Consider the following 10,277-nt stretch of genomic DNA (forward strand, 5'->3'; position numbering starts at 1 on the left):
CGCCCGGTTCCTCAAGGAAGCCGCTGGTAATGAGTCAAGTAGCGGGCGCACGCACCCTGTTCGCACCCGGCCCGCCGGACCTGTCAACAACAGGGCGTCGAATACCGGAAGTTGCCACATTTCCCTTCGGTGACTCGCCGTTCGTCATGGCATCCGCCTAATTTCAGCGCTGCCACAGAATTCGAAGAGAAGGACGAGACGGCGTGCGAACCATTGACCTTCCCCCGCAAGGACCAGGCCACTCCGCTCCGTTGACCCATGTGGAGTTCAGGCCCGACGGCAAGCGCCTGGCCAGTTGTTCGTACGACGGCTCGGTGCTCGTCTGGGACACCGCCGACCCGGCCCGGCCCACCCCGCTGGCCCGGCTGCGCCACCGCCGCCTGGTCAACGCCTCCGCGTGGAACCCGGCCGACCCCGAGGTCCTGGCCACCGCCTCGGCCGACAAGACGGTCGCGGTGTGGCGGGTGGACGACCGGGGCCGCACCACCCTGCACACCGTGCTGGCCCGGCACACCGACGACATCAACGCGGTGGCCTGGCTGCCCGACGGCGAGCGGCTCATCTGTGTCTCCGAGGACGGGCGTGCCACCTTGTGGTCGGCCGCCGACGGCACCTTCCTCGCCGAGGTCGGCGCGCACGAGGCGCACTGCATGATGGTGTCGGTCAGCCCGCAGGGCCTGGTCGCCACCGTCGGCGAGGACGGCCTGGTCGCCGTCAGCGACCCCGACGGCACGGCCCCGCCGCTCACCCGCCGCTACGACTCCTCCATCGAGGGCTGCGCGTGGTCCCACTCCGGCCGCCTGCTCGCCGTGGCCCGCGACGACGGCGCCGTCGATCTGCTCACCGCCGCACTGGACGTCGTACGCACCGTCGCCGTCTCCACCTCGGCCGCACGCGCGGTGGCCTGGGCCGAGGACGACACGTCCTTCGTCGTCGGCGCCTACGACGGCGCCCTGCACCACTTCGCCCTCGACGGCACCCTCCGCCACCGCGTCGAGGACCGCCGGGTGTGGCCGCGCTCGGTCGCCGTCGCCCACGGGGTCGTCGCGGCCGGCAGCTTCTGGAACGGCCCGCATCTGTACGACCTGACGACCGGCCGCGCACTGGCCGGGCCCGACGCCGCCACCCACGGGCCCAACGCCCTGGCCCAGCGCGGCGACGAACTTCTCATCGGCACCGACTCCGGCCTCGTCGTCGTCGTCACCGAGGGCGCCCCGGCCCGGCCGACCACGCTCACCGACGGCCCGATCCTCTCCCTCACCACCGACGGCGACACCCTCTACGCGGGCACCTACTCCGGGCATGTGCTGCGCCATGACGGCACCACGCTCGTCTCCAGCCCCGCCCTCGGCGCCCCCGTGCCCTCCCTCACCGTCCACGAGGGAAGCGTCGTCGCCGGGACCTACAACGGGGAGTTCCTGCTCCTCGACCCCGACACCCTCGACGTACGGGAGCGGATCGAGGCGCACGACGGCTCCGTGAAGTCCCTCGCCGCCGTCCCCGGCGGCTTCCTGTCGGCGGCCACCGACCGCACCGTGACCGCCGGAGGGCCGCACGACCGCAGCACGTTGTGGGAGCACGGCAACCTCGTCAATGCGGTGGCCACGCTCGGCTCCGAAGCCGCCGCCAGCGCCTCCCGCGACCACACCGTCAAGGCCGGACGCCTCACCCGCCTGCCCGACGGGAGCCTGCGCGCCGCACGCGTGCAGACCCTGCTCGGCCCCGACGAGTCCGTCAAGTGCGTGGCCCTGCTGGGCACCGCCGAACGCCCCGTCGCCCTCGCCGGCTCCTACGACTTCGGGCTGTACGCCTGGCACATCGACTGGGACGACTCGGCCGCCACCCTCGCCTCGGGCCGCGTCCTCGCCGAGTTCACCCAGGGTGTGTCCTGCATGCTCCGCCTCCAGGACGGCACGGTCGCCGTCGCGGGCTGGGACGGCCGCGTCCTCGTCGTCGGACTCGACGCCGACGGACACCCCGTCATCGAGCGCTCACTGCACCTGACCGACCTGCTCCACACCCCGACCGCACCCCCGACGACCGCGCAGGGCACCGCCCGCGCGGTGGAAAGCAGGGCCGCATGAACGTCACCGTCATGCCACAGACCACCTGCGCCGTCCGCGCCCGCGTGCCCATCACCCTGGAGCGCGCCCGAGGCCGTACGGCCGAACTGGTCACCTTCCACGACCTGCCCGACGCCCAGGAACACATCGCCTGCGTCCTGCCCCACCCACCGGGCACCGTGCCCCTCGTCCGCATGCACAGCGAGTGCCTGACCGGCGACATGCTCGGCTCCGCCCGCTGCGACTGCGGACCCCAGCTCGACGAGGCGCTCACCGCACTGGCCGACGAGGGCGGTGTCCTGCTCTATCTGCGCCAGGAAGGCCGCGGCATCGGCCTGTACAACAAGCTCGACACCTATGTCCTCCAGGACCAGGACATCGACACGTTCAGCGCCAACCGCCTCATCGGGCGCGGCGAGGACGAACGCGACTACCGGGCCGCCGCCGCGATGCTGCGCGCCCTCGGCCTGCACCGTATCCGGCTGCTGACCAACAACCCCGACAAGGTGGCCCAGTTGCGCGCCCTCGGCATCCGTGTCGAGGACATCGTTCCCACCGGCGTCCATCTCACCCCGGACAACGCCCGCTATCTGTCGGCCAAGGCGGGCAGCGGGCACACCCTCGCGCTGCTGACGGAGGCCGGGGCATGAACCTCGAAGACCTCGCGGACTCCCCGCACTTCAAGGAACAGGCGGACCTCGCCGACCCCGGACGCGTCCACCGCTCGCCCGGCCCGCACGCGCTCTCCGCGGACCGGCTGCGGCTGGCCGCCGCCGTCGAGGACCCCTCGCTGCCGCTGCCCGAACGGCTCGCCGCCGGAGGCACGTTGGCCCTGATCGGCGACCCGCGCATCACGCCCTCCCCGACCACCTGCTTCGTCCCCGGCGCCCAGGTCCCGATCGGCCTGCCCGCCGAGGAGGTCGGGTACGTCACCCGGTACTGGGCGGACAAGGGCGTCGAGGAGTCCTGGATCCTCAAGGAGACCCCCGAACACACCGTGGAGATCGGCGACTTCTGGATCTCCCGCTACCTCGTGACCAACGGCGAGTGGCGTGACTTCCTCGCCGACACCGGACTCGAGGACCGGCCCACCACCTGGTACCTCGGCGCCTACCCCTGGGACCGCGCCAACCACCCCGTCGCCGGGATCCGTCCCGAACACGCCGACCAGTACGCGCGTTGGCTCGGCGACCGCACCGGACACCCCTGGCGGCTGCCCACCGAAGCGGAGTGGGAGTACGCGGCCAAGGGGCCCGAGGGCCGCCCCTACCCGTGGGAGGGCGGGTTCGACCCGGACGCCGCCAACACCCGCGAGTCGGGCGTGCACACGACCACCCCGGTCGGCGCGTTCCCGGCCGGTCAATCCCCCTTCGGGGCACACGACATGGGAGGAAACGTGGAAGAGTTCACCGCCGACGACTACGCCCCCTACCCGGGCGGCGAGCACATCGCCGACCACCTCGTCCAGACGATGGGCACCTACCGCGTCGCCCGCGGCGGCAGCTTCGCCCGCTTCGGAGACCTCACCCGCACCCGCCGCCGGCACGGCGCCTTCCCCGGCCCGCTCTACCCCGTCGGCTTCCGCCTCGCCACCAGCGAGCGTCCGTCATGACCGCGCCCGTCATGCCGCTCCCGGCCACCGTCACGGCCGAACCGGGACGCGCCTACGCACCCACACCGGCCCCGACCGGCACCGGCCTCACGCACATCACGCGGGCCCTGACCGCGCGTCGCCCCGACCGTGACGCCCTCGAAGCCCCCTTCGGACCGCTGGAGCGGCACGCGACCCGCCTGCTGCCCGGCCTCGCCGCACTCCGGCCCGACATCGGCCACACCCCGCTCGTCCCCGTACCCAGCCGCGACGGCCGCGGCACCGTATGGCTCAAGGCGGAGGCCGCCAACCGCACCGGCACCGTCAAGGCCCGTACCGCCTATGCCCTGTTGTGCGCGGCCGTGGCCCGGACCGGCACCCCCCGGGTACGGCTCGTGGAGTACTCCGGCGGCTCCCTCGCCCTCGCTCTCGCCGAGATGTGCGCCCACCTGGGCCTCGATCTGCACCTGGCGGTCCCGCACGGCTCACCCGCCCGGCTCGTCGACACCCTGCGCCGCCACGGCGCCCGCGTCAGCCACGGACCCGAAGGCACCGGATTCCTCGGCGCCATGAACGAGGCCGCGCGCATCGCCGAGGACGAGGACCGGCACCTGCTGCTCCAGCACTGCGCCCCCGAGGCCGTCGCCATGCACCGCGAACACACCGGCGCCGAGATCATCGCCCGGCTCACCCGGGAAGGCGTACGGCCCGTCGCGTTCGCCGCGTCCGTCGGCTCCGCCGGTACCGCGGTCGGCACCACCCAGGCCCTGCGCGCCCGTTGGACCGGCTGCACCGCCGTGGCCGTCTTCCCCACCGAGGCCCCCTACGGCGACGGCCGCGCCCCTGGCGGCGCCCGCCGCATGAACGGCACCGGCGGCCTCGGTCACGGCCTCAAACAGCCCCTCCTGGCCCCGTACGAGGGCGACTTCGCCTTCGCCGAGGTCAGCTACCCCGAGGCCCTGGACGCGATGCGGCTGCTGCACCACACCCAGCGGATCGCCGTCTCCAGCAGTGCCGCGGGCGCCTGGCTCAGCGCGTCCCGCGTCATCGACCAGGGGCCGCGAGGCCTCCACGCCGTCGCCATCGCCGCGAGCCGCGGCACACCGGAGGAGTGGGCCCATGCCACGGACCGCTGAACCCGCGGCGGACCAGCAGCTCGCGGTCGGCTATACCGCCTACCGGCGTGTGGTGGCCGACTCCTTCGGCACCTGGTACGGCCGCCGACGCGACTCATGGACCGGAACCGACACCAACGAGGCGGTCACCCGCTTCATCTGTGCCGAGGCCCCGGCCCCGCCCGCCGAGGGCCGCCGCCGCATCCTGGACGTGGGCTGTGGCCGCGGCCGTCAGACCACCGCCCTCGCCGAACGACTCGACGCCGACACCACCGGCCTCGACCTGCTGGACGTATGGGACGCCCCACCGCCCTTCTGCGGCCAAGTCCGCTTCCGGCAGGGCGACTTCCTCGACTTCACCGACGACAACCTCGACATCGTCGTGGACAACGGCTGCCTCCACCACCAGCGCCGCGCCGACTGGCCCGCCTGGGCGGCCCACGGCGCCCGACTGCTGCGCCCCGGCGGGGTCCTCGCCGTCAGCGTCTTCCTCAGCCCCGACGGCGCGATCAGCGAACTCCCGCTGGACGACGGGCGGTTGAACTGGTGGCTGCCCGAGGAGACCGTCACCGACCTGTACACCCGCGCCGGCCTCACCCCTGCTGGCCGCCAGGTGATCGACCGCGACTTCCAGTACCAGGGCCACTGGCTCTCCTACTTGGCGCTGTCCTTCCGCAAGGCGGAGGGATGACCGCCGACCGGGCCACAGCCCGACTCCCGTGAAGGGACCAGACATGCTCAAGGAGATCGATCTGCGACGGCCGGGCGGCCGGGAGCACCTGCGCGGCGCGCTGCGCGACGGGTTCTTCCTCGTCCGCAACACCGTTCCCGAGACCCTGCTGGACGAGGCGTACGCCTTCCTGCACGCCTTCTTCGCCCTGCGCCCCGAGGAGAAGAAGGCCTGCCGTGTCCCCGGCAGCAACGGCCAGGCCGGGTACACCCCACCCCTGACCGAGCACGCGGAGAAGGGCACGGTGCCCGACTGGAAGGAACTCTTCCACTGGGGAGCCCCGTTGCCCGCGCACCACCCGCTGCGCGTCCGCTTCCCGGCCCGCTACCCCGACCCGTACTTCCCCGACCACCTGGTGCCCGGCATCGGCTCGGCACTGCGCGAACTGCACACCCGTATGCTGCGCTTCCAGCACGATGTCGTCCGCACCCTCGCGGACGCGCTCGGCGCCCACCCCGACTACTTCACCGACATGCTGGAGGACGGCCCCGTCGTCAACCGGGCCACCTGGTACCCGCCGATGGCACAGGCCCCCTCCGACCGTCACATCTGGGCGGTGGAGCACCAGGACTTCGACCTGATCACCGCGCTGCCCCGGGCGACCGCGGCGGGCCTGGAGGTCCTGGTCGACGGGGAGTGGCTCGCCGTCGACGCACCGCCCGGACACGCCGTCGTCAACGTCGGCATGGTCCTCGACCGCCTCACCAACGGACTGGCCCGCGCGGCCGTGCACCGGGTGGTGGCCAGGCCCGGCCAGAGCGAAGGCCGCCTGTCCATCGTGCAGTTCTGCCACCCCACGCCTTGGACCACCCTGACGCCGCTGCGTATCCCGGGGGCGCAGGACAGCCCTCAACGCTTCGCCACGCTGACGGCGGACGAGCTGTTCCAGCGCACGATGTACCGGATCAGGCGGCTGGACGCCCAGCGTGTGGGGGCGTCGGGGTGATGAGCGGAACTACTGAGGGTGTGGCGGGGGTTGGGGGCGGGGCTGGTAATTCGGCTGCCCATAGGGGCAGTTGGGTCGACGGTGCGGGTATGGCGCGTAGGGGCGTCGCGGGTACGGGTGCCAGTGCCGGTTCCAGTGCGGGTACAGGTACGCGTACGGGTACGGGTAGGGGCCCTCGCGCAAGGTCCGCCCGCCGGTCTTCACCGGCGCCACTGTCCGTCCTGCGCCTGATCCGCGAGGATCTCCAGGCCGTTGTCGCCCGCGACCCGTCCTGCTCCGGCCGGGGGGAGGCGCTTCTGCACGCCGGTTGGCAGGGGCTGGCTCTGTACCGGCTCGCCCACCGCCATTACCTGCGCGGCCGTCGGCTGCGGGCCGCCGCGCTCACGCGGCTGGCCCGTCTGCTGACCGGCATGGAGATCCACGCGGGTGCCCGCATCGGCCGACGTGCCTTCATCGACCACGGGTTCGGTGTGGTCATCGGTGAAACGGCGGTCGTGGGCGACGATGTGACGCTCTATCACGGAGTCACTCTCGGCTCGCGTGGCTGGCTGCGCGACAGCGAGGCGGGCCGTCGTCGCCACCCGGTCCTCGGTGACCGGGTCCTGATCGGTACGGGCGCCTCCGTGCTGGGCCCGGTCACCGTGGGAGACGGCACCCGTATCTCCGCCCACTCCTTGATCCTCCACGACCTCCCACCTGGTCAGGGGTCGCGCGACGCCGGTCCGACAGGGAACGGAACGGCCCGGCCCGCCCGTCACACCCGCACCCGAAGGTGACGAACTACTCTTCGATCCCATCGAGTTCACGCTCTCCTCGCCCATGCTGCACGTGTTCCCGAACACCTGTCCCGCCCGGCGGGACCTTCACGTCCTGCATGGACGGAACGGAGAGTGATTCGCCATGCTCAGCAGGCGATCCCTGATACAGGCCTCGGCCGCCACCACCGCCGCGGTCGCCCTGACCGCGGGCAGCGGTGGCCTCGTCCTCGCCGCCGGGAGCGGCACGGTGCCCTGGAGCACCCTGCGCGCCGCGCTCACCGGCAGCCTCGTACTCCCCGAGGACGCGGGCTACGACACCGCCAGACAGCTCCAACTCGCCCAGTTCGACGCCGTTCACCCACAGGCCGTGGCCTACTGCGCCACCGAGGCCGACGTGGCGGCGTGCATCCGCTTCGCCCAGGACAACGGCCTGGCCACCGCCGTCCGCAGCGGTGGCCACAGCGCCGCCGGCTACTCCACGAGCCCCGGTCTCGTCATCGACGTCTCGCGGCTCAACCGCGTCCGTGTCTCCGGCTCCACCGTCCACGCCGGTCCCGGCTGCCAGGGCGTCGATGTCGTCAACTCCCTTGCCACGTACGGGCTTCAGGTGGCCGGTGGCACCTGCCCCACCGTCGCCATGGGCGGCTGGCTCCAGGGCGGCGGGCTCGGCTACGCCTCCCGTAAGTACGGCATGGGCGCCGACCGGCTCGTCTCGGCGCGGGTCGTCCTCGCCGACGGCCGTATCGTACGGGCCTCCGCCGACGAACACCCCGATCTGTACTGGGCGTTGCGGGGTGGCGGCGGGGGCAACTTCGGTGTCGTCACCGACTACGAGGTACGGCCCGTGCAGATCCCCGCCCTGACGCTCTTCAACCTCAACTTCCGCTGGGCGGACGCCCGTCAGGTGATCCTCGCCTGGCAGGACTGGATGGCCGACGCGCCCCGCGAACTGGCCACCGAGCTGATGTTCCTGTACTCCACCGACGCCCCCTCCGGCACCGAGCCCAACGTCATCCTCACCGGCGGCTACCACGGCTCCCAGAGCGACTGCGACGCGCTGCTGGACGCCCTCGTCACCGCGGTCGGGCAGCCCGCCACCAGCCGTGACAGCAGTGAACTGCCGTACGCGCAGGCGATGATGCAGCTCTACGGCTGCGGCGACAAGACCGTCTCCGAGTGCCACCGCGTCGGCTTCACCCCGGACGCCCAGTTGCCCCGCGACACGTACACCAGCGGTCGCAACCTCTTCTTCGCCCGGCGCTGGACTTCCGCCGAGGCCCAGAGCGCCCTGGACGCCTTCACCGCCGACGTGCGCCCCGGTCAGTTCCGCTTCCTCGGGCTGTTCCCCTACGGTGGCGCGATCAACGACGTGGCGCCGACGGCCACCGCGTTCGTCCACCGTGACTCGCTGTTCAACGCCGGGTACTCCGTCACTCTGTCCACCGCCGACCCCGCCCAGGCGGACCGCGACCACGCCCAGGCGTGGGTGGACGGCGGCTACGCGACCGTGGCCCCTTCCTCGAACCACGAGTCGTACCAGAACTACATGGACCCGGCCCTGACGAGCTGGCGCGAGGCGTACTACGGCCAGAACTACGCCCGTCTCCAGACCGTCAAGCGCGCCTACGACCCCAACCGCTTCTTCCGCTTCGCGCAGGGCGTCGACTGACCTCGCCGTCGTGCCACGATCCGAAGGGAACTCCGTGACCCGCATCGGCGACCCACGCGACATCATCGTCATCGGCTCCGGCCCCGCCGGTTACACCGCCGCCCTCTACACCTCCCGCGCCCAGCTCGCCCCGCTCGTCTTCGCCGGCTCCCTCCTCGTGGGCGGCGCCCTGACCACGACCACCGAGGTGGAGAACTTCCCCGGCTTCCCGGACGGTGTCCTCGGGCCCGACCTGATGGACCGGATGCGGGAGCAGGCGGAACGGTTCGGCGCCGAGATCGTCGACGACGACATCACCGCCGTCGACCTGACCGGCCCCGTCAAGACCGTCACCGACTCCACCGGCACCGAACACCGCGCCCGCGCGGTGATCCTGGCCACCGGCTCCCAGCACCGCAAGCTGAACCTGTCCGGCGAGGACGCGCTCAGTGGCCGCGGGGTGTCCTCCTGCGCCACCTGCGACGGCTTCTTCTTCAAGGACCGTGACATCGCGGTCGTCGGCGGCGGCGACACCGCCATGGAGGAGGCCACGTTCCTCACACGCTTCGCCCGGTCGGTGACGATCGTCCACCGCCGCGACACCCTGCGCGCGTCGAAGGTCATGCAGGAACGTGCCTTCAGTGACCCGAAGATCACCTTCGCCTGGCACAGCGAGGTCACCCGGATCCACGGCGAGGAGCGCCTGTCCGGCCTGACCGTGCGCGACACCCGTACCGGCGAGGAGCGCCCGCTCGATGTGACGGGCCTGTTCGTGGCGATCGGCCACGACCCGCGCACCGACCTCGTCAAGGGCCAACTCGCCCTGGACGACGCCGGTTACATCGAGGTCGACGCCCCCTCCACCCGTACCAGCCTGCCCGGCGTCTTCGCCGCGGGCGACGCGGTCGACCACAGCTACCGCCAGGCCATCACCGCGGCGGGCACGGGCTGCGCGGCGGCGCTGGACGCGGAGCGCTATCTGGCGGCACTGCGCTGAGGAGCAGGGGTGGCGAGGAGATACCTGCGAGCACCTGAGAAGGCCCTGCCGAGTTCCCGGAGGTGGACGGGACTCGGCAGGGCCTTCGGCGTGGCGTGCGCTGGCCTTCTCCGTACCCAAGACGGCCGCCGCATGTCACCGGGAGAAGCGGCGACAAGCGACGGCCGAGGAGAACGACGCGTAGCGGTCGGTCAATCGATGCCCTGAAGGATGTGCGGTTCGGCGAGGTCGTCCTCGTAGCCGGCCAGGCGGATCGGGGCGACTTTCGCCCAGACCTCCAGGAATCGGAGGTCCGAGGGTGCGGGGCCGCGCCGGGTGTCCTGCGTGGGGCCCTTGGTAGTTGGCTGCTCACTCACCCGTACTCTCCTTTCGCTCGGTCGGCTTGTCATTGATCTGTGTCAGTGGTGGGTGGGTTGTGGGGTGGGTTGG

At 72.1% G+C, this 10,277-nt stretch carries 10 protein-coding genes; 9 read left to right on the forward strand and 1 reads right to left on the reverse strand.

Going from position 1 to position 10,277, the window contains the following annotated elements:
• Positions 1–203 precede the first annotated feature (203 nt).
• The 9 genes from ACZ60T_RS33580 (at position 204) to trxB (ending at position 9,848) form a co-directional block, all read left to right on the forward strand.
• A complete protein-coding gene (locus tag ACZ60T_RS33580) occupies positions 204–2,084 on the forward strand; it encodes a WD40 repeat domain-containing protein (protein ID WP_469669416.1) in 1,881 nt (626 codons plus the stop codon).
• Positions 2,081–2,713, forward strand: coding sequence for a GTP cyclohydrolase II RibA (gene ribA / locus ACZ60T_RS33585; protein WP_469669417.1), 633 nt, complete (start codon positions 2,081–2,083; stop codon positions 2,711–2,713). Before ACZ60T_RS33580 ends, ribA begins: the two co-directional genes overlap by 4 nt.
• Positions 2,710–3,675, forward strand: coding sequence for a formylglycine-generating enzyme family protein (locus ACZ60T_RS33590; protein ID WP_365634795.1), 966 nt, complete (start codon positions 2,710–2,712; stop codon positions 3,673–3,675). Before ribA ends, ACZ60T_RS33590 begins: the two co-directional genes overlap by 4 nt.
• Positions 3,672–4,790 (forward strand): pyridoxal-phosphate dependent enzyme, encoded by a 1,119-nt coding sequence (locus ACZ60T_RS33595; RefSeq protein ID WP_469669418.1) that lies wholly within the window; start codon positions 3,672–3,674, stop codon positions 4,788–4,790. Before ACZ60T_RS33590 ends, ACZ60T_RS33595 begins: the two co-directional genes overlap by 4 nt.
• Positions 4,774–5,460, forward strand: a complete 687-nt coding sequence (locus ACZ60T_RS33600; protein WP_469669419.1) for a class I SAM-dependent methyltransferase — start codon at positions 4,774–4,776, stop codon at positions 5,458–5,460. The genes ACZ60T_RS33595 and ACZ60T_RS33600 overlap by 17 nt, the downstream gene beginning before the upstream one ends.
• Before the next feature lie 43 nt (positions 5,461–5,503).
• Positions 5,504–6,445, forward strand: coding sequence for an isopenicillin N synthase family dioxygenase (locus tag ACZ60T_RS33605; RefSeq protein WP_469669420.1), 942 nt, complete (start codon positions 5,504–5,506; stop codon positions 6,443–6,445).
• Between the two features lie 89 nt (positions 6,446–6,534).
• Positions 6,535–7,221 carry a serine O-acetyltransferase EpsC gene (gene epsC, locus ACZ60T_RS33610; RefSeq protein WP_469669421.1) on the forward strand — a complete coding sequence of 229 codons (687 nt, stop codon included), beginning with the start codon at positions 6,535–6,537 and terminating at the stop codon, positions 7,219–7,221.
• Between the two features lie 124 nt (positions 7,222–7,345).
• The gene (locus tag ACZ60T_RS33615) at positions 7,346–8,872 is read left to right on the forward strand and encodes an FAD-binding oxidoreductase (RefSeq protein ID WP_469669422.1); all 1,527 of its coding nucleotides are present in this window, start codon (positions 7,346–7,348) and stop codon (positions 8,870–8,872) included.
• Positions 8,873–8,915: 43 nt separating this feature from the next.
• On the forward strand, positions 8,916–9,848 hold the full coding sequence (gene trxB / locus ACZ60T_RS33620) for a thioredoxin-disulfide reductase (protein ID WP_469669424.1): 933 nt from the start codon (positions 8,916–8,918) through the stop codon (positions 9,846–9,848).
• A gap of 191 nt (positions 9,849–10,039) precedes the next feature.
• On the opposite strand, the gene ACZ60T_RS33625 is transcribed toward trxB, so the two are convergent.
• Complete coding sequence (locus ACZ60T_RS33625; RefSeq protein ID WP_469669423.1) at positions 10,040–10,237, reverse strand: hypothetical protein; 198 nt, start codon at positions 10,235–10,237, stop codon at positions 10,040–10,042.
• Positions 10,238–10,277: the final 40 nt, after the last annotated feature.

Source organism: Streptomyces sp. NPDC104371, assembly GCF_055583785.1.

What these genes read in the sequence shown, in the direction of transcription:
- ACZ60T_RS33605 (WP_469669420.1), top strand. Translation starts at nt 5,504, where the DNA reads ATGCTCAAGGAGATCGATCTGCGACGGCCGGGCGGCCGGGAGCACCTG.
- ACZ60T_RS33625 (WP_469669423.1), bottom strand. Translation starts at nt 10,237, where the DNA reads ATGACAAGCCGACCGAGCGAAAGGAGAGTACGGGTGAGTGAGCAGCCA.
- ribA (WP_469669417.1), top strand. Translation starts at nt 2,081, where the DNA reads ATGAACGTCACCGTCATGCCACAGACCACCTGCGCCGTCCGCGCCCGC.
- ACZ60T_RS33595 (WP_469669418.1), top strand. Translation starts at nt 3,672, where the DNA reads ATGACCGCGCCCGTCATGCCGCTCCCGGCCACCGTCACGGCCGAACCG.
- ACZ60T_RS33600 (WP_469669419.1), top strand. Translation starts at nt 4,774, where the DNA reads ATGCCACGGACCGCTGAACCCGCGGCGGACCAGCAGCTCGCGGTCGGC.
- epsC (WP_469669421.1), top strand. Translation starts at nt 6,535, where the DNA reads ATGGCGCGTAGGGGCGTCGCGGGTACGGGTGCCAGTGCCGGTTCCAGT.
- ACZ60T_RS33615 (WP_469669422.1), top strand. Translation starts at nt 7,346, where the DNA reads ATGCTCAGCAGGCGATCCCTGATACAGGCCTCGGCCGCCACCACCGCC.
- ACZ60T_RS33590 (WP_365634795.1), top strand. Translation starts at nt 2,710, where the DNA reads ATGAACCTCGAAGACCTCGCGGACTCCCCGCACTTCAAGGAACAGGCG.